Raw genomic sequence first — 20895 nt, 5'->3', positions numbered from 1 at the left:
TATAAATTTAGAATTAGGTGATGAATATGGGTATTAATAAGCTTGTAGTTCTAATTAGCATCTCAGCAATAATTTTACTAACTGGATGTAATAAAAATGACGACAGCGCTATTTCCAACAACGACTCATTCATTAACATAACTCAAATTTCATCTGAACAAATTTATGATCAAAAATATGCAAATGAAGCAAAACAATTGTTGTCACAAAAAGATAGTATTAAAAAAGTTCTAGCAGTAAATTCAGATGATCTACTTATCATTGGTATTGAAATTCCACACCACGAGCGATTTAACTTAGCAAAGATCAATAAGGAACTTTCAAAAGAAATGGATGAACATTTTAAGGATGACGAGCTTAATGTAGAGTTAGCTACAGATAAAAAAATAATTCTTGAACTTGAAAAATTAGAAAACAAATTAATGAATAACAATATTACACGTGAAAAACTAAATAAGGAACTTAAACATATCAGTAAGCTACTAAAAGAACAAACATAACAGAAAGTAGGAATGGAAATGGCAGATAAGAAGAAAAAAAATCTACCACCAATTGCGCAAAATTATCAAGCGTTTCAAGATAAAAGAGAAGTAAAACGACCTATTGTAAAAAATTGTATAAAAGCATTTTTAGTCGGTGGATTTATTTGTTTTATCGGTCAGCTTATTTCCACATTTTATATTTATTTCTTTGATTTTACGGAGCAAACAGCTGGTAACCCAACGACCGCCACTTTAATTTTTATTACGATGCTACTAACTGGTTTTGGTGTATATGATCGAATTGGCCAATTTGCAGGTGCTGGTTCCGCAGTACCCGTAACCGGATTTGGGAATGCAGTTATTTCTGCGGCTATTGAGCATCGGACAGAAGGGTTTGTTCTTGGAGTAGGCGGTAATATGTTTAAATTAGCTGGATCTGTTATCCTATTTGGTGTCTTTTCTGCATTTGTCGTTGCTTTAATAAAAACAATAATAATTACTTGGGGTGGATTCTAAATGTTGACCGGTCATCGCACTTGGATATTCGAAAATAACCCTGTTATCATCTCTACAGGAACTGTTGGAGGACCTTTTGAAGCAAACGGAAAAATTCCACATGCTTTTAATATCTTACATGATGATATGTGGTTAGAACAAGCATCCTTTGAAAAAGCACAACAGATGATGATGGAAGAAGCAAGTCAATATGCCATTAAAAATAGTCCTATAGATAAAGAACAAGTCTCCTTCTTTATTAGTGGAGATTTAATAAATCAGATTACCCCATCTACATTTGCAGCAAAGACGATTGGGTCACCCTATTTTGGTTTATTTAGTGCTTGTGCAACATCCATGGAAAGCCTGGCACTTGCAGCATTCATTATTAACGGAAATGGTGCAGACTACATTTTAAGTGGTACATCTAGTCATAATGCAGCAGCAGAAAAACAATTTCGATATCCAACAGAATATGGTGGTCAAAAACCTCCAACAGCACAATGGACTGTAACTGGTGCAGGTTGTGCTTTAGTTGCTAAGGAGGGTAATGGACCAAGAGTAACATCTGCTACTATTGGAAAAATAGTAGATATGGGAATGACTGATCCTTTTAATATGGGTGGCGCAATGGCTCCAGCAGCAGTTGATACGATTATGACACACCTAAAGGAACGAAATATAGACATTTCTTATTACGACCTTGTTATAACAGGAGATTTAGCACATATTGGACGAGAAGTTGCATTAGATTTATTACACAAAAATGATATTAATCTTCCAGAAGAAAAATTTGTTGACTGTGGACTAGAGATTTATCGCGAGGACCAACCTGTGCTTGCAGGTGGTAGTGGACCGGCTTGTTCCGCAGTTGTAACATATGGTCATTTTTTAGATTTAATGAAAAAGGAAGAACTGGACAAAATATTAGTTGTAGCAACAGGAGCACTTCACTCCCCACTAAGTGTAAACCAAAAAGATCCAATTCCATGTATTGCCCATGCAGTATCAATTGAAGCTGGGAGTGAGATGAAATGATATTTTTCTGGGCTTTTGTTGTTGGTGGTATCATTTGTGTCATTGGACAAATTATGTTTGATGTTTTTAAATTAAGTCCCGGCCACACACTAAGTATTCTTGTCGTGTCTGGTGCAATATTAGACGGACTAGGCTTGTATGAGCCATTAATTGATTTTGCCGGTGCGGGAGCAACTGTACCCATTACTAGTTTCGGAAATTCTTTAGTACATGGTGCAATGCAAGAAGCAGAAAAACATGGAATTATTGGAGTAATAACAGGGATGTTTGAAGTGACTAGCTCCGGCATATCTGCAGCTATTATTTTTGGTATGATAGGTGCATTAATATTTAAACCTAAAGGATAATGTTCTAAGGAGGTTGTCAAAATTGACCGTCGGATCTCAAGTAAGAACATGTTATGCAAGTATTAAAAGTATTGAGGCTACGTTATCTATACTTAGTAATCAAACTAATGAATTAACAGCTAGAGAAGCATATAAAGAAGTAGAGAGTATAATTAAAGAAATTAAAGAAGATCTTAATAAGCAATTGCTCTTATTAGCAAGAGAAGAACCACAATATAATCAATAGAGAGGATTTTAACTATGCCAGATTGGATTCAAATAACTATTCGTGCTGTTTCATTACTAGTTATTTTATTTTTCTTCACCAAATGGCTAGGTATGAAACAATTATCACAGCTTAACATTTTTGAATATATAACTGGCATTGTTCTAGGAGGAATTGTTGCTATACATGTAAGCACTCTCGACAGTCCGATATATTTTGCGGTTATTTCAATGTTTATATGGTTCATTATTCCCTATCTTGTTGAACAACTCTCTTTAAAGAGCAAAACCTTCCGCGATTTCACACAAGGGAAAAGCAGAGTTGTCATTCAGAACGGGAAAATATTAGAAGACAATCTAAAGAAAGAGCATTTCAATACAGATGACCTGTTAGAAAGTCTCAGGGAAAAGAATATCTTTAAAGTAGCAGACGTAGAATTTGCTGTCTTAGAACCGAACGGAAAACTAAACGTGCTTCCTAAAAGAGAGAACAGGCCAATTACAGCTAAAGATTTAGGATTAGATATAGCACCTGATCGTGAAACTCAAACAGTGATAATGGATGGAAAACCACTACTTGAACCACTGGCAAATATCTCTTTAAATCCGACGTGGCTCGAGGCAGAACTAGATAAAATGAATGTTAGTATAGAAAATGTATTTTTAGGTCAAGTCGATAGCGACGGACAATTAACGGTCGATTTATACGATGATACATTGGCTGTACCTAGCCCTACTCAAAAACCATTATTATTAGCTACGATGAAAAAGTGCCAAGCAGATTTAGAATTATTTGCTCTCTCTACAGAAAATGAACAATCCAAACAATTATATAAACGAAATAGTGAAAAATTGCAAAAGGCGATTGACCAAATTTCTCCATATTTACGTTAAAATCCTACTTCAATAAAGTAGGATTTTACGTATTATACATAATTTCACCAATCCCATGGAAACGTAAGAAATGAAGGGTTGTGCTAATTATATGCTAAGGAGTAGATTTCAAAAAGTAATTAAGGACAATACATCTATTAAAGAACAATCATCTCAGAAGGATATAAGTATTAAGGAATCGCCTATTCTTCCTGATTTGAACAAGACGATTGAAACCTTTAAATCGATATATTCCTATACAATTAATCAAGACGTAATCATTAGACACATACATATTTCTGGACTTAATAAACAAGCTGCAATCTTATTTATTGATACAATTACAAAGACCCAACATATTGAAGATGTAATTATTAAGCCTTTACTTTCTAACAAAGATGCTAATAGACAGATTATTGATATTATCTCAAATAATTCTATAAAAACAAAAAAAGTAATCAAGGATGTTCTTGTAGAAATCAATAAAGGAAATGTTGCCTTATTCATTCATGGTGAAAGTGAAGTTTATGTATTAAATGCTGCCCAATTTGAAGGACGAAATTAGAAAAAGCTGAAAATGAAACAGTTGTAAAAGGGCCAAAGGAAGCATTTAATGAAAAGGCCTCTACAAATATATCACTTATAAGAAAAAAGATAAGAAACGAAAATCTGGTAGTTGAGTCTGTAACGGTTTCTAAACGTTCACATAATGAATTATATATACTTTATCAACAAGATTTAGTGAGCGATAAACTATTAAATAACATTCGAAATCGACTCAAATCCCTTGATGTTGATGCAATCCAAAACCTTGGACTATTGGAACAACAAATAGAAGTACGAAAATATTCCATATTTCCTACTATTTTATATACGGAGCGTCCAGACCGAGCTTCCTCTTTTATAGAAGATGGTCATATTGTCTTACTTATGGATAATTCACCAGCTTCTTTAGTTCTTCCAGCAACATTTTGGTCATTTTATCACAATTCAGAAGACCATTATTTACGATTTCCTTATGGAAATTTCACTAGGATTTTACGGTTTTTGGCGTTATTTACAACATTGTTTACATCAGCAATGTATGTTGCTGTTGTTACATTCCATTCAGAGATGATCCCACCAGATCTTTTATTAGCTATAGCTGCTACTCGAGAAAAAGTACCTTTCCCAGCTGCAATTGAGGTATTTATTATGGAAATTGCATTTGAGTTGATACGAGAAGCAGGATTAAGGGTGCCGAGTCCAATTGGACCAACAATAGGTATTGTTGGTCCACTTATCCTAGGACAAGCAGCAGTCCAAGCAAATATAGTAAGTCCTATTGTTGTTATTATAGTTGCGTTAGGTGGATTAAGTTCCTTTGCAATCGGGGATATTAGTTTAAATTTTTCTATTCGAATAAGCAGATTCTTATTGCTATTAAGTGCAAGTCTCTTTGGACTTTATGGCATTAGTGCATTCTTTACAGCTGGAATGTTTTATCTTGTTTCTATAAAGTCATTTGGGGTACCGTATCTTTCACCAATGACACCTAGTTATGTATCTTCAGGTGATACAGTTTTCCGAAAGCTACTAAAACATGTAGTCTTTAGACCTGGCTATTTAAAACCTAAAGATATGAAAAAAAGATAGGAAGATTTGAATGGAGCAATCTGCGGGGAAAATTGGATTAAAAGAATATATTGCACTAGCGATCATCATGATTAGTCCAAAAGTAGTTGACGATACTCCAGCAATTTTATTTGAATCACTATTTAATGCTGCGTGGATGACACCATTACTTAATGGGATTTTCGTTATCTTACCAATATATTTGTTAATTCGTGTAGTAACAAACTCAAAACAAAATAATTTATTTGATATCTTCGACTCCTTATTTGGAAGTTTTTAAGCTGGATTATATTATTCATACTATGGATCTTTTTAATATCTGCTTTAATAATCGATACCGCAATTTATGCAGATATCATTGGAACCATGTATTTTACTAAAACTCCAACTATAATTGTATACGGAATTTTAATGGTCATTTGTGCATATGGAGCAAAAAGAGGGCTTGAACAAATAGGTTCTGTCGCTTGGTTATCCTTTCCTTATATTCAGTTCTCCTTTTTTGTTGCTTTATTACTAACTATGGGACAAGGTAATGCTAACTTTCTATTTCCGATTTTTGGTCCTGGAGCATGGGAAATAGTTAAAGAAAGTTCATTAAAGTTATCGATATTTGGGGACTTTGTATTTTTGTTTTTTATAATCCCCTATGTAAAAAATACAAATGTTTTCAAAAAAGGTACATGGATTGCTCTATTCGTTATTGTGGCTAATATGGTAATAGGTATGATTAGTTACGTGTTTTTATTTGATTACACTACTGTAATGCAATTAAATTATCCATTTCATGAGGTGATCCGAACGATATCGGTAGGATTTTTAGCTAACTTGGAAACATTTTTCTTTCCCTTTTGGATTATTGAGTCTATCGTCCGATTCGCTGCCTATCTTTTCCTAACTGCACTACTTTTTGGACATCTTTTTCACATTAAACATTTTGAATATATTATCCCATCGCTAGCGACTATAGTAGTATTTATTGGAATTTTACCAGAAACGCCATCAGATACAATATTTGTTTTGAGGGAAGGACTACTATGGGGGGCATCTCCTATATTATTCCTTTTACCTTTCTTAATATGGGTTATTGCAAAGGTTAAAGGAGTACTCAAAAATGAATAAGATAAAAGCTATCCATTTACTTATTATGCTATTATCTCTTCTCTTCCTTCTTGCTGGCTGCTGGGATCAAAGAGAGAGTGAAGAACAGGCCTATGTCATTGCAATTGGATTAGATAAAGCGGAAGAAGATGAACAGCGAGTGAAAGTTTCCTATCTTATTGCAAATCCGGAAGCCGGCTCAGCAGCTCAAGGTGGAAATACAGATGAGCCGCCCCGAGAGATTATTTCATTTATTGCAGATGATTTCGTCACGTCACGAAATTTAGCTAATGTAGTTATAGCTAAACAAGTGACATATGATATTTTGAAACTAATTATAGTTTCAGAGGAATTTGCCCGTGATGAGAAATTTATTAGATGGATTTACGATGCGACAAAAGAAATGGAAATAAGAAGAGATACGAAATTTTTGATTACGAAGGAGAGTACTGCAACCTTTTTACAAAATAATCAACCGAGGCTTGAAACAAGACCTCATCGCTATTTTGATCTAATGTTCGAACGTGGAAAAGAAACTGGTATGTTACCTCCTTCTGATTTAAATACATTTTTTCGAATTACAGAAGCTGATGCTGATTTATATCTCGGTATTTATGGTACAACTGAAAAAAGTGACAAAACACGAAAAGGGACAGAAATTGATCAAATTGTTGCAGGTGAATTTGACTATGAAGGAGAAACTAATCCAACTCAATTTGCTGGTTCTGCCGTATTTAAAGAAGGAAAAATGATTGATACACTAACTATTGAAGAAACTCAACTAGCATTTTTATTAAATCCCACATTAGACGCACAACAAATACTAGCTACCTTTCCGGACCCATTTGACGAAAATTACCGGGTAACAACTAAGGTGATGTTAGATGGCAAAGTTGATGTTAAGATGAAGCTAAAAAAAGACCCTCCACAGATAGATGTTATAGTGCCATTACTAATAGAAGTTCTTTCAAATCACTCTATGACAGATTATCAGTTAAATCCGGAGAAGAAAGTGGAACTAAAGAATCAATTTAAAAAAGTACTACAAGAAAAAATAGATGCATTAGTAACAAAAACACAAGAAGAATATGAAACAGAGCCTTTTGGATGGTCCACGATTGCGCGTAAAAAATTTCTTACGATACCACAGTGGGTGGAATTTGATTGGATGAAAACATATCCAGATATGAAAATAGATGTTTCAGTAGACATCAAACTCGGAAAGTTTGGAAGGCAGGGTGATTTACCGAGTTTTGAGGAGGTTAGGGATTAAGGTGACAATTGTTATCGTGACTGTCATATTAATCATGTTCTTTTACACACTTGGGTTTTCCATCACACTTTGGAATGAGAAAAATAAAATTGGGTCGATTACTGTCTTTATTTTAGCGGTTGCTATAATGGTTATCCCCTTCTCTACTTTTCTAAAGTTTTAAAAGATGAGGTTTTGACATAATTCGATCGAGGATAATATAAGACGAACAAGCTCTACATTAGCCCCCGGAAATATACAGAGACTCCTGCAGGAAGAAAGGCATAGGTGAGACCCCGAGAATGCACCTGCGTCTGCGAGTAAAGCTACGCAGAAGGCTTCCTCGGTGCAAGGCAGCAAGGAAGCAAACTCGTTGTAGTAGCCTGGCTCACCAGCCGCCCGCGGCAAGGTAGACACTGCGACGGTTTTGTCGAGCAGATGTCGCCCCTGTACTCGAAAGTGAAAGCGAAGTATATTTCCGGGGGCGGGTTATATGCACATTCAATAATGTTCGGTTTTACCTTTGATAGAACTACTTTTGTCCTAACATCATCGTTATTTAATATAGTTTCCCTTGTCTATATAAAATCGTGGATAGCTTCATCACAGCATGAATATAACAATTTGCTCGTAATGGAAAATCATCACCAAAGAACTGCGGGTATACGGAGTCAAATGTATGCTTCATTTTTTCAAATTGCTTTTTAAATACTTGTTCTTCACTATAAAATTGTGTCTCTCTACCTTGAAGCCATTCTAAATATGAAACAATAACCCCTCCAGCATTCGCTAAAATATCTGGTATGATGATAATGCCTTTTTCGCTTAAATAACGATCCGCATCAGTGGTTACAGGTGCATTGGCCCCTTCTACAATAATTTTTGCTTGGATTTCTTTCATATTCTCTTGGTGAACTTGATTTTCAAGGGCAGCTAGAAACAGTACATCCACTTCTAAAGTGAGGATTTCCTCTCGACTTAAAATAGTGGCCTTTATATCTGCATCAAGTAATTGTTCTTCTGATGTCGGAAGGTCACCTTTATTGTTAGCTACAAAGCTTACCAATCCAGGTATATCCAGTCCATCTGAATTATATAATGTGACATTCCGATCACTAACAGCAACAACTTTATTATTTAAATGGTTGCATTGGTAAGCAGACAAAGCCGCAACAGATCCTACGTTACCAAATCCCTGAACAGCTAGCTTTAATGACTTATCCTTTAAGGATAGTGCTGTTTTAGCAAATATATTATTTCTATCTGTTAACCATTTCTCCTGTGTTCGCATGAAATCATATAGAAGATACCGGAATGTATAATATACCCCTTTTCCTGTAGCTTCCCTTCTTCCAAGAGACCCACCATTGATAACACTTTTCCCTGTGAAACTACCACGATATGATTCTCCCGGACGAATACTCTTATATTCAGCCATCATCCAATCCATTTCTCTTTCACCAGTTCCTACATCAGGTGCGGGGATGTCTTTATCAGGACCAAGTATATCACTAAAATATTGGACATATTTTTTACAAATGACATATAGGTCCCTCTCACTATATTCTCTTGGATTAATGACAACGCCACCCTTTCCGCCCCCAAAAGGTACTTCATGTAATGCATTTTTTAGCGTCATTAACGCAGCTAAATTTACTACTTCATCTTCATTGACCGATTCGTGGAATCGTATCCCTCCCTTATAAGGGCCCAGAACATTATTATGTTGTACCCGAAAAGAAGGAACTCGGACAACCTGACCATTCTCAAGAGCAATCCTCAAATATGATTTGTTCACATGATCAGGAGTAGAGAGAATAGAAAGCAATGACGTAAATGCTTTTTTTCTCCCCTCTCCATTTAACTCAGGTAAAAATGATTTGTCTTCAATCAATGCTTTTAATGAATTTTTAACGATATCAACAGTTTGATTTGCCAAAACATTACCCCCAATATTTACTCATTAGTAATATTGTAACAAACTCAACGTATGATACCAATGAATAATTTTCTAAATTTACAGAATAAACACTACTGCCAACGTCATGACGATTAACCCTACAATAACTGGGATGAAGTTTTTCCGTACTAAATCCATTACCGATACCCCACAAAAACCTGCAATCGCAATTAAAGAAGACCATGCTATAATAGTTCCTCCACCTGTCCATATAGCTCCCATTTGCCCAATTGCTGCAAGAGTTGCAGCGTCCATCCCTGTTGTTTCTAAGGAAGCAGCAAGGGCACCAGTTAATGGAAGGCCAGAGAATCCTGAACCATCTAATCCGGTAATGATCCCAATGATAAGAAGACTAAATGCGGATAATAATGCACTCTGTGGTAAAAATTCTTGCGTAGCTTCTACTAGCCCAAATAATAAGGATGGTCCTTCTTCAACCCCTAAAATGCTTCCAGCAAAATCGCCACTACCTAAAAAGAAAAATCCAGCAATTGGTATCACAGGCCCCATCGCTTTAAACGCAAATACAAAACCGTCAGTAATATGATTCGTAATATAATCAAGGGCGTGATGTTTCCCAAATGCTACAGTGGATAGTAGTAATAAAATTACTGCAACACCGCCAACAAATGCAGCGCCATCCCCTCCTACTAAGCCACCGCTACTTGTAAACAATTTATTATACATCATATAAATAACAACTATTAATAAGGAGAGTGGAACAAAAACTGCAAATATTTTACTCCATCTTGTTAGATTACTAGTTTTCGCCTTATTATCACTACTTTCAGCAGCATTTAACGTCTTCAGTTCTGTAATATTTTTCGGATCATCTTTAGAACGAATGGATTTTCGATACATAAAATAAGCAAGTACTATAGCAACTCCACCAGCAATTATTGACATGATTAATGCTTTATCTGCAACTAAACCTGCATCTACGCCCACAGATGTTGCCGATAATCCTGGGGCTACTTGAACAATATAATCGGAAGATAAAGCCATTCCTTGACCAGCTAGTGCAATTGCTACCGCTGCCGTTATTGGTGGGAGACCCGCTCTTACTGCTGCTGGGACAAGTAGTGCACAAATTAATGGTACAGCTGGCGTTGGCCAAAAGAATAAAGAAATGACATAGGTAGTAGCTACTAAAACAAAGAATGATATATGACCATTTACCATTACCTTTTGAATTGGCTGAATCATTCTGACATCAGCACCTAAATCCTTCAAAGAATTGAGTAAAGCTAACATAAAGGTGATGATTAAGAATATATTAAATAACTCTTGTGCTGCAATAAGATTGGCATTAAAAATAGCTGTAAATCCATCTACTATATTCCCCTTATACACCCATGCGATTACAAACGTACCGAGTAAAGTTGGAAGGACAACCCCTTTTCGGAATATCATCGTAATAATAATCGCAAGGGTAAAAAACCCATATAACCAATGTGCAAACGTCAGTTCCACATTCATCTTCCTTTCATCCGTTGTGCTATAGCCTATGCCGACTTAAACCATGCGGTGAAGGAAGAATAACAAAAAATAGGAATAAAGTTCTAATTGCTTTTAAACCCAAAAAAAGAGTAACCTCCAATGAGATTACTCTTTTGTGAGCGGAATAAACTCTTTTTATGCAGATTGTAATAACGTTCTTGGTTGCTTGATAAACAAGAAAAATACGACTATGGATGATAATATAAATGATGGTAACATATAAGAACCGTTATAGATTAATGAATATAGCCATACCGGTTGACCTTCTGGTGCATAACTACCCCAGAATACAATTCCAGCATAAAAATGTGCAAGGAAACGTAGAGCAGAACCGATAAATACGCCTAGTGTAATATACGTAAATCTTTTGAACAATTTTCCATCCTTAAGAGTTTGTTGAATCGGTTTTGCAAAGATTCCTGCAACCCCAAGAACTGTAAAAGCAAATCCATATTCAATAAGTGCCTGAAAAAGGTTAAAAATGGATGGTCCAAAAGCTAATTGAAGTAATCCCCATAACAACCCCGATAGTAGACCTCCTTTTAACCCCCATCTAAAAGCAACAATAAATACAGGTATCATTGCAAATGAGATTGATCCACCATTAGGCATCTTAAAAGCTGGTAGAAGATCTAAGACTAAAGCTAAGGCTGTGAATATAGCTACTTCAACCATAAATAACGTTTTTTTCGAACTCATGTTTTACTTCCTCCCCAAATGTATTCAAAAACCTAATTAAATAGATTTTTAGATACAAAAAAAGCAGTGCCAAGGGGAAGCTTCCTGATGGGGAATTCCGCTCACACTACTTTTAATTCCATCAAAAAAGCCACCATCCCTACGCTAGTACTAACTAACAGGTTCAAAGGGTCAGAACAAATTGTTCACTCTCAGCAATACGCTCCCCTTGTGGACTTAATATTCGCTTTTTTTGTTACTTGTATTGTAGCCCATGAAGCAATTTTTAGCAAATAATACTAATTAGAGAGAAATAAACTCTTCCACATCTTTTACACAAAGTGCAATTGCTTCTTCCCAAAAGTCAGGCTTTGTAAGATCAACTTGTAAATGTTTCATTGCTAATTCTTCGACATCCATCCGGCCTGTATCTTGTAACAAAGCAATATATTCATCTTCAAAACCACTCTCACTCTTTTTCGCATAAGCATAGATTCCCAAACTAAACAAATAGCCAAATGTATATGGGAAATTATAGAAAGGAGTTCCCGTAATATGGAAGTGTAGTTTAGATGACCAGAAATTCGGATCATATTCATCTAATGCATTACAATACGCTTCCTTTTGAGCCTCAACTATTAATTCATTCAAACGATTTACTGATACCATACCACTTTTTCTTTCCTCATAGAACCTTGTTTCAAAGAGAAATCTTGCATGAATATTCATAAAGAATGCTACACTTCGTTGGATTTTATCTTCCAACAGCTCCAATTTTTCCTCTTTAGTTTCTGCACTTTTAACAGATGCATCGGCAACAATCATTTCCGCAAATGTTGATGCAGTCTCTGCTACGTTCATTGCATATCCTTGATTCATCCCGTGAACATTATTCATGACATGTTGATGATAGGCATGTCCTAATTCATGTGCCAGTGTTGATATGTTTGATGCAGTTCCAGAATAAGTCATAAAAATACGGGTTTGTTCACTATCCGGAAAACTAGTACAAAATCCACCAGGTCGTTTGCCTGCCCGATCCTCTGCTTCAATCCATCTCTTTTCAAAAGCCATTTGGGCAAATGATGCCATTTTGGGACTAAATTTCTCAAAGTTTTGAATGATAAATTGTGCGCCTTCCGAATAAGGTACTGTTTTTACTGATTTAGATAATGGAGCACCAATATCATACATACTTAATTTTTCTTTACCGAGTAGTTCTGCTTTTTTATTCAAGTATCTCACAAAATGTTTTTTATTATTTGTAATAGCATTCCACATCGCATCTAATGTTTCCTGCTTCATACGGTTAATTTTTAATGGCTCTTTTAATACATTTTCCCAACCTCGATGCTTATATTTCTGCAAGCGAAAACCTGCTAAATGATTTAATGTTTGACCAAATAAGTCAGCATTTTCAGCCCATGCTTTCGATAGTTGTTCGAAGACATATTTACGATAGTTTGCATTAGGATTACTTAGTTTATTTGCAGCTTGACCAACTGAGTAATACTTTACTTCACCGTCTTCCTCAATTTCCACAGACATCTTACCTACAACAGTTTGATACATCTGTCCCCATGCATGATATCCATCTACCGCAAGGTCATTAATTAGAATTTCTTGTTCCGTTGATAGCAGTTCTCTTGCTGAATTTCTCGTTTCATTTAAAACAAAGGCAACCTCTTTAAGTGGCTCACTTTTAATAATTTCCTGCCATTTTTCATCGGGAACAGATACTAATTTCTCATTTAGGACTGTACGTATTCCACCCATTTTAGCACCTAAAGAGCTCCGGCGACCAACTAATAGATTTGCATCTTCATCCTTCACATTTTGTGCGCTTAAACAACTTATAAAAGCAAAAGATTCACGAAGTTTTTTTGTAGTTGTTTCTAATGTATTAATAATCATAGTTAATGGTTTAACTAGATTTTGTTGTTCATTCGGATTAAAACTGTGAACTAATTGTGATAGTCCTTCCATTTCTTTTTCTACATTTGTAAGATAGTCTTGAAAAACTTTTGATTTGCTTCCTCCTGGAAAAATAACGTTCAAATCCCATGTTTTTTCATATTCTGTAAGATGCTGCATCCAATCTCTCCCTTTATTTAAAAATTAAAATATATTCCTATTTTATCAATAATCACTACAGATTTCATCAAAAATATTTTGATATCCGAAATATTCTAATACCGAAATAAAATACAAGGAAAATTTATTAGTAAATTTTCCTCGTATTTCGATAGTTTACTAGCTATTAGAGATAGTAGCTCCTGTATTCGGGTGTGCATATATTTGCACTCGGCCAAAGTCTTGGGTTTCAATAATATATACGTGAGATTGGGTATTACCTTGTATCTTATATTTTAATCCACCAAATTTCTTTGGATTTAAAAATCCACTTTCATTTCCTTTTATTGGAGCTTTATTTAACGGATAAACCCTCCATGAACTTGATGATGCAGGTAAATTTAAGAATTTATCCCCAGTACCTTGTAATGTGGAAGGAGATACTCGGCGATCATCATCACTAATAGTAGCACCCGTATTTGGATGGGCATAGATTTGCACTCTGCCAAAATCGCTTGTTTGGATAATATAAACATGGGATTGCGTACTCCCTAACACTTCATATGTTAATCCACCAAACTTTTTAGGGTTTAAAAAACCTACTTCATTTCCTTTAACAGGCGATACACCTAATGGATAAACTCTCCACGAACTCGCTGAAGATGGAAGATGAAGATGTTTATTTGTAGGATCTGCCGTTCCACTAGAGGGCTTTGGGTTACTATTATTGTTTCCACTATTCTTATTTATCTTCGCACCAGTGCTTGGATGGCCATAAATTTGTACTCTCCCGAAATCACTTGTTTTTATAATATACACATGAGATTGTGGGTTTCCTAATATTTCATATGTTAACCCACCAAACTTTGCTGGATTTAAAAACCCTTTTTCATTTCCCTTAACAGGTGCTACGTTTAGCGGATATACTCGCCAAGAATTCTCCGTAGCCGGTAAATGAATATATTGCCCTGTAGAATTATCTTCGTTATTTGTTGGTGGGTTGATTGGATTATCGACATTTCCAGCTCCACCGTCTGTCGATCGATACGTATAGCCAGCAAAATCACAAAATGCTTTAACAACCACTTCTGCATACAGTAAATGATTAGTACGTAATTGTTCTACATCATCCCCTGGTGAATCTGCAAATCCATATTCGATAATGTTCGTTATGACGGTACCTGTTTCACGAATCATAAAATAATAATCCAATCCACTATTACCAGGTAATGTCCTTGTAAATATTCTTCTTACATTTTGCCCTACTCTCCTAAATTCTTGGGCGATACGTTCAGCCATATCTTTACCATCATAAATAGAATGGATTACTTCTGCACCATCTCCACCACCAGCATTAATATGATTCGAATGGCAATATCTCGCTCCACTTTCTCTTACAATTCTCGTCCTTTCATCAGGAGACAGAGTAATATCCGTTGTTCTAGTAATTGCAACTGGTACTCCTAATTCCTTATAGCGATTATATTGATATAAAGAAATTTTTAATACTAGGTCTTTTTCCTTCCAAAATCGATTACTACCACCGCCAGGATCATTCCCTCCATGACCGGGATCAATGATTAAGATTGGTTTTACCATTTGATTTTCGCTCCTTCACTTTAATTAATCCCTTTTCTCGTAAAGCTTCCCTCTGGTCTTTTCCTCTCTTAGTTATATAATTATTTTTAAACCACGTAATTAGTGCAGTAATTGTTGTAAAAATTGCTGATACTACTTGTTCAATAATTTCGCTATCAATTGGTAATGGTGATTTACCAAAAATGACCAGTAATTGATTTATTAATGCAACAAACAAAATGGAAGTCCGTATAACTGTACCTTTGTCCATTCTTTCTTCACCTCCAAATTAGGGGTATATAATAATATGTGTATTAAACACTGCGTACGTAACGGCATTTATCCGTAAAACATCCTCATTCTATAACTACAATCGATAAATACCACTAGTAAGGGTTACTTAAAATTATCTCGAATTTGAAATTATTTAATTTAAGTATATTGACTTACATATAATTTAACGCTATAATGGTTACGTAAAGTAAGTTGAATATGAATCATAACTAATTGGAGGAGAATTTTATGACAAAAGCAGTTTGGCAAGTTGATAAAAGTCACAGTGCATTAGAATTTACTGTAAAACATATGATGATTTCTAAAGTAAGAGGAGCATTCAATAATTTTGATGCAACTGTAGAGGCAGATCCAAATGATTTAACTGATGCAAAGATTGAATTTTCAGTAGAGCTAAATAGTATTGATACAAGAAATGAAGATAGAGATAATCATTTACGTTCCAATGATTTCTTTGATATTGCCAATCATCCTAAGATGACATTTGTTGCAACTGACATTAAGAAAAAATCTGATGACAATTATGATGTTACAGGGGACTTTACACTTCGAGGTGTAACTAAACCAGTTACTTTCGATGTTACTGTTGAAGGTGTTGGAAAAGACCCTTGGGGAAATGAAGTTGCTGGTTTTAGTGGTTCAACTAAACTTAACCGTAAAGATTTCGGCCTTGTATGGAATGCTGCACTAGAAACTGGCGGTGTACTTGTAGGAGAAGAAGTTAAAATTAACATTGAATTAGAAGCACATAAACAAGCATAAGAAAAAAGAGGAGCTCTACGATTTGAGCTCCTCTTTTTTTTGAACAGAATCTGATGTAAAAATTCTAATAATCATTTTACCTTCCATTGCTTGCGCACGAATTAATATCGGATGACTTAACTCGTTTCTAAAAACAAAATCTGGCCCCCACCAACTCACCGTCGCATCTTTCCCAGGTGGTACATAAGGAACATCACGGCTATGGGAATATCTTTCGACAATTTTGATACCATTGAATAATAGGGCATTAAATAACGTTGAGGATACTTGACATATTCCTCCACCAATATCTTCAGATAGTTCTCCTTTTACAATTACTGGTGCACGTTTATATCCTTTTTCAATTGTACGTTTTCCTACAACATGATTAAATGAAAATGTTTCTCCTGGAAAAACTACATGATTATCAATAGCATCTGCTGCCAATTTAATATTATGTGATCGCTCCTTATTAGCTTGTCGATAATAGGTAACATAATTACCAATTTCATTCATTCGAATATCTGCTAATAATTCACTATCCACCTTTGGGTATTCCTCTTTCATTGGCAACTTTATCTGGAATGATACATCACTATAAAAATAATTATAAAAGAATTGCTTAAATCTCTTCTTATCCAAAGCTTGTCCATTTTTCCCTGGAATAATAGACCACGATTCATCTAGCTTTGCATTTATTGGAGGCTCATATACCTGTTCCTCTATTCTCTTCATTAATAAATCTAATTTATCTTCATTAATAAACAACGGGGTGCTTGTATGTAGTGCAAAATCTTCTCGTATAATCGTTTCATTTACATTGTTATGAGATATGATTAGTTGATTAGCGTTTACAGTGATTAAAGGAATTAATAAAAATAATATAAATAGCACAAATTTCTTCATCATAACACCTCTTTCCATTAGTATTGGAAGAATAACTACTTTTCATGTAAAGTAGAAAAAGCCACCTTACTTTATTTAGCAAGGTGGCAACTATTACCGAAAATCTCTTTTATCTTCCATTGCACGACTAGCAAGCATATAACCAACCATGGCGGAAAAAATAATAATGAACCATTTAAGTAAACTTCTCACAAAATACCCCTCTCTTCAACAATTTAAAAAGGACGTACTTTCCCTTTCTTTAATAATAACTTCAATCCACCAAGTAGAAATAAGTAACGATCATCGACAACCTTTTTCATAGCAGCTGCTGGTTTCCCGAATAATTTTGTATCTTTAATAACTTTGCCCATCCCATCTGTGACTCCTAAACTTGCCACAGTACCTTTGTCACTAAATACAAATTCTTCTAAAGGTTCATTATGAAGAATTGCTCGTATGTTATTCGCACATGTAGATGCATGCTGCATAGCAGCTTGTGCGGTTGGAGGATATGGACGATTATCTTCCTTATTCATCACCCAAGCACAATCACCTAAGATAAATATATTGTCATGACCAGCTACACGCAAATCATTATTTACCGTAACTCTTCCTTTAGTAATTTCAAAACCTGCTTTTCCTAATATGGAACTTCCTTTTACTCCACCTGTCCAAACGATAGTACCAGCCTTAATTAGTTCATTATTATCCCCAACTAGAAATCCTTCTTCTGTACACTCATTAATTCTTGTTCCTTCAAGTATTTCTGCACCACGTTCCTGTAATGACTTTCTACCATAATCCACTAAATCTTTATCAAAGGTTGGCAATATTGATGGAGCTGCTTCAACATTAATTATCTTCGCTTTTCCTCTGTCTATATCATATTTTTTACATAGTTTAGGTACTTTTTCTACTAGTTCACCAACAAACTCGATTCCTGTAAAACCTCCACCACCTACAAGAATGGTCAGACTGGATTCGTCCGCTTCAGGGTCATTTTTAAACTTCGCAAATTGATATTCAATATGTTCACGAATTAGTTGACAGGACTCAAAATCCTCAATAAAGAAGGCATGTTTCTCCATCCCTTTAATACCAAATGTGTTCGTCTCATACCCTAATGCTATAACTAAATAATCATACGTTAATTCGCTATTCTCTAAAATAACTGTTTTATTTTCTTTATCAATATTCACTACAGTATCGTATATTAAACGAACTCGATTGGGATTTATAATATCTTTAATCATAATCCTTACTTGGTTTTGATTAATTGTTCCAGCTGCTACTTCGTGTAACCATGTTGTTTGATAATGATAGTTATGTTTATTAACTAGAATAATTTCTGCTTCCTCTGGTGACAATTTTTTCATTAACTTTTTCGTCGTCATCATACCAGCGTATCCTGCGCCTAATACTACAATTCTAGGTTTCGTACTCAAGCTAGTTCACCCTTTTCACTAAGATTCATTCTCATTCTTTTTAGTAATATGCCTAATTAGGTTTTTATATCCTATATACCGAAATATGTAATATATTTTGTAACATCAAAAATTTTTTAGTGAAATAATACTAATTGGACTTGCATATATTGGTTTAGGGGGGAATATTTATGCCTTTTGAAACTATTAACAATCTGTCAGCAGATACTACCAACCTTTTAAAAGAAGGAATAAAGAAAAAAGGAAAAAAAGATTATTATGAAGGGATGCGTAATAAATCTGTTATTACGGGATTCATTGTGTTAAGTATTTTAGTGATTTCTATCTACATAGAAGGAATTGTTTCCACACCAGATCCATTTTTAGCATTATCAAAAATGTTGTCTAATAAGTTTCATTTAACATTAATCTTGGTGGCTGCAGTTTTGTTTGGATACTTTTTTTATTTTCAGAAGAAATTTAAAAAGGAAAAAGATAAGTTAAATAATCTACGTAAAGAAATAATTGACCATTTGAATGATACAACAAATATCAATTTACAAGATAAAGCCCCCATTATTAAAGAAGAAATGAAGGAAAAGTATGATATAAATCTATATATTAAAAATAAATAAGAGGCTAGTAATTAATCACCTCTTATAAAGAGGTAAACCAATTACAAAAACCACAGATATGATAAGCCCTGGAACTTTAAACGCTTTACTATGGATTCAGGAGCGATTCGTAGTATTGCATACAAATATAAAGTGGTTTTCGTTCTCACTTTATTCCAGGGCTACATTGGTGGTTGTTCTTAATTGTAGTTTACTAACTTTTTATTTTAACGTTTCATGAGATACATCCATTATTTTAGTACCTGGATAGTAGAACTCAATTATCTCTCGATATGTTTTTCCTTGTTCGCCCATGAAGTGTGCACCCCACTGGCTCATCCCTACTCCGTGGCCAAAACCTCGTCCCTTCATTGTATATACTTCGTTTTCTAACTTTAAAGAATCAATTAAGTAACTCTTAAATATCGTGCCACCAATCATCGGGCGAATTCGATTCAGATTTACGTCTATTAATTCTACTTGTTCAAAAAGGACCAATCCTTCAATTAATCGCCTCATGAAAGTGACGGTAATAGATCCTTGAACACTTCTCTCTGAAGCAAGCTTATCCCCTTTTAACTCGAAAACAGGAATTGATAATATTTTTATATCTCCAGGATAACCATTTCGATTAAGCCAGCTTTTAATCGTTTGTATAATTTCTGTATCCTTTTCAACTGTATCTTCCCACCAATTTGGATTATTAAAATTAATGGAATCGTAATCAATTTGGGTTCGATTCAACTTATATTCCCATGGATGGGTTGGATCAAATGGGTCATTTTTTATTGGAAAATATTGTAGCGGTTGCCCTCCCCAAACATTGGCATTGTTTTCGGTTTTTCCACCATTACTAGCAGAATAAAATGTTTCAACAAGGCGATTATTAAATGTAATTACCTCTCCCTTTGTTTCTTCCACTGCTTTCGTCGTATTTACATCCCACTCATAACCTCCATAGACTTGGTAACTAACCGTATCATCTATCACTTGATCTATTTTAGAAACTGCATAAGTTCTTGCAGCTAATGTTTGAGCTTTTAATGTTTCCGGTCCCCAAGAAGAAAATACCTCAAATGGGACAACTCCTTTTAAATAGTCTTCTAATGGTAATTGATTAATTGGACGAATTACTCGACCATCTTCAATAACAAACTCCATTGCACCTAAATATGGGCGCTCATTAATATAAATAGTATGGTTGTAATCATACTGTTTTGGAACTAAAACTAATCCACCTTGTAGTTCTTGTTTTTCTTCTCCTTTCTGTATATGTAATATACCTTTTTCTAATATTAATTCGTATTTCACCCCTTCTTGTAGCTCCAGCGTAGGATCAAAACTTAGAAAGTCTCCTTTTATCTGGATAGTAATATTATCCGAATGTCCGACATAATTTTTCAGTTTAACCGTTACCATGTTTTCTGCATAAATACTTGTAGGTACTAGTAATATAACGAGTAGTGGTAGTAGAAAAGTTATATATCTCATGGGTATATTTTTTCATTGTCTACACGGAATATACATAATATATTTCTTCCTTTACATAAAAATAGATTGACTAATTTATGTATTTTGTGTACTATCATAATAAGTTCATACGGTTACCTTTAATTCAGTCCCGTGAGACTGGCAAGGTGTTATTAGACAGAATGTTTGTCTATTAATGTGGAAATGGTGTGTCCATTTCTATATTTCTATGCGTTAAGCACCTTGCCTTATTAGGCAAGGTGCTTTTT

General features: G+C 34.8%; 21 protein-coding genes, 1 pseudogene and 1 riboswitch. Of the genes and pseudogenes, 13 read left to right on the top strand and 9 right to left on the bottom strand.

The window, feature by feature from the left end:
- Nucleotides 1-17: 17 nt before the first annotated feature.
- From IEV35_RS16575 to IEV35_RS16525, 11 genes and pseudogenes are all read left to right on the top strand, one after another.
- Nucleotides 18-500: a hypothetical protein gene (locus IEV35_RS16575; RefSeq protein ID WP_229740784.1), complete on the top strand. Its 483-nt coding sequence runs from the start codon at nucleotides 18-20 to the stop codon at nucleotides 498-500.
- Nucleotides 501-518: 18 nt separating this feature from the next.
- Nucleotides 519-998, top strand: coding sequence for a stage V sporulation protein AC (gene spoVAC / locus IEV35_RS16570; protein WP_188385780.1), 480 nt, complete (start codon nucleotides 519-521; stop codon nucleotides 996-998).
- Complete coding sequence (gene spoVAD, locus IEV35_RS16565) at nucleotides 999-2015, top strand: stage V sporulation protein AD (protein WP_188385779.1); 1017 nt, start codon at nucleotides 999-1001, stop codon at nucleotides 2013-2015.
- A complete protein-coding gene (gene spoVAE / locus IEV35_RS16560; RefSeq protein WP_188385778.1) occupies nucleotides 2012-2362 on the top strand; it encodes a stage V sporulation protein AE in 351 nt (116 codons plus the stop codon). Before spoVAD ends, spoVAE begins: the two co-directional genes overlap by 4 nt.
- Nucleotides 2363-2384: 22 nt before the next feature.
- The gene (locus IEV35_RS16555; protein ID WP_188385777.1) at nucleotides 2385-2588 is read left to right on the top strand and encodes a DUF1657 domain-containing protein; all 204 of its coding nucleotides are present in this window, start codon (nucleotides 2385-2387) and stop codon (nucleotides 2586-2588) included.
- Between the two features lie 14 nt (nucleotides 2589-2602).
- Nucleotides 2603-3460 (top strand): DUF421 domain-containing protein, encoded by an 858-nt coding sequence (locus IEV35_RS16550; RefSeq protein ID WP_188385776.1) that lies wholly within the window; start codon nucleotides 2603-2605, stop codon nucleotides 3458-3460.
- Nucleotides 3461-3530: 70 nt separating this feature from the next.
- Nucleotides 3531-5074, top strand: a pseudogene (locus tag IEV35_RS16545) (spore germination protein).
- A gap of 10 nt (nucleotides 5075-5084) precedes the next feature.
- Nucleotides 5085-5333 carry a hypothetical protein gene (locus IEV35_RS16540; protein ID WP_188385775.1) on the top strand — a complete coding sequence of 83 codons (249 nt, stop codon included), beginning with the start codon at nucleotides 5085-5087 and terminating at the stop codon, nucleotides 5331-5333.
- Complete coding sequence (locus IEV35_RS16535; protein WP_188385810.1) at nucleotides 5318-6175, top strand: GerAB/ArcD/ProY family transporter; 858 nt, start codon at nucleotides 5318-5320, stop codon at nucleotides 6173-6175. The genes IEV35_RS16540 and IEV35_RS16535 overlap by 16 nt, the downstream gene beginning before the upstream one ends.
- The gene (locus IEV35_RS16530) at nucleotides 6168-7427 is read left to right on the top strand and encodes a Ger(x)C family spore germination protein (RefSeq protein WP_188385774.1); all 1260 of its coding nucleotides are present in this window, start codon (nucleotides 6168-6170) and stop codon (nucleotides 7425-7427) included. The genes IEV35_RS16535 and IEV35_RS16530 overlap by 8 nt, the downstream gene beginning before the upstream one ends.
- A gap of 1 nt (nucleotide 7428) precedes the next feature.
- The gene (locus IEV35_RS16525) at nucleotides 7429-7590 is read left to right on the top strand and encodes a hypothetical protein (protein ID WP_188385773.1); all 162 of its coding nucleotides are present in this window, start codon (nucleotides 7429-7431) and stop codon (nucleotides 7588-7590) included.
- A gap of 375 nt (nucleotides 7591-7965) precedes the next feature.
- Here the strand turns inward: IEV35_RS16525 and IEV35_RS16520 are convergent, their stop codons facing one another.
- The 6 genes from IEV35_RS16520 to IEV35_RS16495 all read right to left on the bottom strand — a co-directional run bounded on the left by IEV35_RS16520 (nucleotide 7966) and on the right by IEV35_RS16495 (nucleotide 15466).
- Nucleotides 7966-9345, bottom strand: a complete 1380-nt coding sequence (locus IEV35_RS16520; protein WP_188385772.1) for a Glu/Leu/Phe/Val family dehydrogenase — start codon at nucleotides 9343-9345, stop codon at nucleotides 7966-7968.
- A gap of 78 nt (nucleotides 9346-9423) precedes the next feature.
- Nucleotides 9424-10839 (bottom strand): hypothetical protein, encoded by a 1416-nt coding sequence (locus IEV35_RS16515; RefSeq protein ID WP_188385809.1) that lies wholly within the window; start codon nucleotides 10837-10839, stop codon nucleotides 9424-9426.
- A gap of 162 nt (nucleotides 10840-11001) precedes the next feature.
- Nucleotides 11002-11565, bottom strand: coding sequence for an energy-coupled thiamine transporter ThiT (gene thiT / locus IEV35_RS16510; RefSeq protein WP_188385771.1), 564 nt, complete (start codon nucleotides 11563-11565; stop codon nucleotides 11002-11004).
- Nucleotides 11566-11683: 118 nt separating this feature from the next.
- Nucleotides 11684-11784: riboswitch (TPP riboswitch) on the bottom strand.
- A 63-nt stretch (nucleotides 11785-11847) separates the two neighbouring features.
- Nucleotides 11848-13638, bottom strand: a complete 1791-nt coding sequence (locus tag IEV35_RS16505; RefSeq protein ID WP_188385770.1) for a M3 family oligoendopeptidase — start codon at nucleotides 13636-13638, stop codon at nucleotides 11848-11850.
- 159 nt (nucleotides 13639-13797) lie between these two features.
- On the bottom strand, nucleotides 13798-15216 hold the full coding sequence (locus tag IEV35_RS20230) for an N-acetylmuramoyl-L-alanine amidase family protein (RefSeq protein WP_229740783.1): 1419 nt from the start codon (nucleotides 15214-15216) through the stop codon (nucleotides 13798-13800).
- Nucleotides 15191-15466, bottom strand: a complete 276-nt coding sequence (locus IEV35_RS16495; RefSeq protein WP_188385769.1) for a phage holin — start codon at nucleotides 15464-15466, stop codon at nucleotides 15191-15193. Before IEV35_RS16495 ends, IEV35_RS20230 begins: the two co-directional genes overlap by 26 nt.
- Nucleotides 15467-15717: 251 nt before the next feature.
- Between IEV35_RS16495 and IEV35_RS16490 the strand changes: the two genes are divergently transcribed.
- The gene (locus IEV35_RS16490; protein ID WP_188385768.1) at nucleotides 15718-16251 is read left to right on the top strand and encodes a YceI family protein; all 534 of its coding nucleotides are present in this window, start codon (nucleotides 15718-15720) and stop codon (nucleotides 16249-16251) included.
- A 15-nt stretch (nucleotides 16252-16266) separates the two neighbouring features.
- On the opposite strand, the gene IEV35_RS16485 is transcribed toward IEV35_RS16490, so the two are convergent.
- Together IEV35_RS16485 and IEV35_RS16480 are read right to left on the bottom strand one after the other, a co-directional pair.
- On the bottom strand, nucleotides 16267-17136 hold the full coding sequence (locus tag IEV35_RS16485; RefSeq protein WP_188385767.1) for a VanW family protein: 870 nt from the start codon (nucleotides 17134-17136) through the stop codon (nucleotides 16267-16269).
- Between the two features lie 215 nt (nucleotides 17137-17351).
- Nucleotides 17352-18563, bottom strand: a complete 1212-nt coding sequence (locus IEV35_RS16480) for an NAD(P)/FAD-dependent oxidoreductase (RefSeq protein ID WP_188385766.1) — start codon at nucleotides 18561-18563, stop codon at nucleotides 17352-17354.
- Nucleotides 18564-18733: 170 nt separating this feature from the next.
- On the opposite strand from IEV35_RS16480, the gene IEV35_RS16475 reads away from it, so the two are divergent.
- A complete protein-coding gene (locus IEV35_RS16475) occupies nucleotides 18734-19177 on the top strand; it encodes a DUF2663 family protein (protein ID WP_188385765.1) in 444 nt (147 codons plus the stop codon).
- Between the two features lie 201 nt (nucleotides 19178-19378).
- On the opposite strand, the gene IEV35_RS16470 is transcribed toward IEV35_RS16475, so the two are convergent.
- A complete protein-coding gene (locus tag IEV35_RS16470) occupies nucleotides 19379-20647 on the bottom strand; it encodes a SpoIID/LytB domain-containing protein (protein WP_188385764.1) in 1269 nt (422 codons plus the stop codon).
- Nucleotides 20648-20895: the final 248 nt, after the last annotated feature.

This window comes from Ornithinibacillus halotolerans (assembly GCF_014637405.1).
Lineage (GTDB): Bacteria > Bacillota > Bacilli > Bacillales > Amphibacillaceae > Ornithinibacillus > Ornithinibacillus halotolerans.
The sequence above is the reverse complement of the archived record's forward strand: the minus strand, read 5'-3'. Positions and strand labels throughout refer to the sequence as shown.

Coding starts and splice junctions, on each gene's coding strand:
- IEV35_RS16485 (WP_188385767.1), bottom strand. CDS start 17,136: ATGAAGAAATTTGTGCTATTTATATTATTTTTATTAATTCCTTTAATC.
- IEV35_RS16470 (WP_188385764.1), bottom strand. CDS start 20,647: ATGAGATATATAACTTTTCTACTACCACTACTCGTTATATTACTAGTA.
- spoVAC (WP_188385780.1), top strand. CDS start 519: ATGGCAGATAAGAAGAAAAAAAATCTACCACCAATTGCGCAAAATTAT.
- IEV35_RS20230 (WP_229740783.1), bottom strand. CDS start 15,216: ATGGTAAAACCAATCTTAATCATTGATCCCGGTCATGGAGGGAATGAT.
- IEV35_RS16495 (WP_188385769.1), bottom strand. CDS start 15,466: ATGGACAAAGGTACAGTTATACGGACTTCCATTTTGTTTGTTGCATTA.
- spoVAE (WP_188385778.1), top strand. CDS start 2,012: ATGATATTTTTCTGGGCTTTTGTTGTTGGTGGTATCATTTGTGTCATT.
- IEV35_RS16490 (WP_188385768.1), top strand. CDS start 15,718: ATGACAAAAGCAGTTTGGCAAGTTGATAAAAGTCACAGTGCATTAGAA.
- thiT (WP_188385771.1), bottom strand. CDS start 11,565: ATGAGTTCGAAAAAAACGTTATTTATGGTTGAAGTAGCTATATTCACA.
- IEV35_RS16475 (WP_188385765.1), top strand. CDS start 18,734: ATGCCTTTTGAAACTATTAACAATCTGTCAGCAGATACTACCAACCTT.
- IEV35_RS16530 (WP_188385774.1), top strand. CDS start 6,168: ATGAATAAGATAAAAGCTATCCATTTACTTATTATGCTATTATCTCTT.
- spoVAD (WP_188385779.1), top strand. CDS start 999: ATGTTGACCGGTCATCGCACTTGGATATTCGAAAATAACCCTGTTATC.
- IEV35_RS16550 (WP_188385776.1), top strand. CDS start 2,603: ATGCCAGATTGGATTCAAATAACTATTCGTGCTGTTTCATTACTAGTT.
- IEV35_RS16540 (WP_188385775.1), top strand. CDS start 5,085: ATGGAGCAATCTGCGGGGAAAATTGGATTAAAAGAATATATTGCACTA.
- IEV35_RS16505 (WP_188385770.1), bottom strand. CDS start 13,638: ATGCAGCATCTTACAGAATATGAAAAAACATGGGATTTGAACGTTATT.